Below are 328 nucleotides of genomic sequence, written 5' to 3' on the forward strand. Positions count from 1 at the left end.
ACCAGTATGTGCGCAAGGAACTGAGCGATGACACCAAGCCGGAAAGCGTGATCGTCGAAGGCGGCAAGTGGCAGGGCTGACCGTGTGATTGGGGCCGCTTTGCGGCCCATTCGCGGCACAAGGCCGCTCCTACAGGGACGGTGTAAACCGCACAGAGGGTTAAATGCCCCAGCGAGGAATGTGGTGGTTACCCATGGAAATACACACGTTCTTGATCTCTGCAAAGACCTCGAAGCTGTACTGCCCACCTTCACGCCCGGTACCCGAACCTTTCACGCCGCCGAACGGCTGGCGCAGGTCGCGTACGTTCTGGCTGTTGATGAACACC

1 protein-coding gene is annotated in these 328 nt (G+C 59.1%); it reads right to left on the reverse strand.

Annotated features, from left to right (window positions below):
• Positions 1–159: 159 nt before the first annotated feature.
• Positions 160–328: aldehyde dehydrogenase family protein (locus SB771_RS33825; protein WP_410721897.1), on the reverse strand; the 169-nt coding region annotated here is incomplete at its 5' end.

Origin of the sequence: Burkholderia sp. SIMBA_051 (assembly GCF_046534915.1) — a bacterium.
Taxonomy (GTDB): Bacteria; Pseudomonadota; Gammaproteobacteria; order Burkholderiales; family Burkholderiaceae; genus Burkholderia; species Burkholderia ambifaria.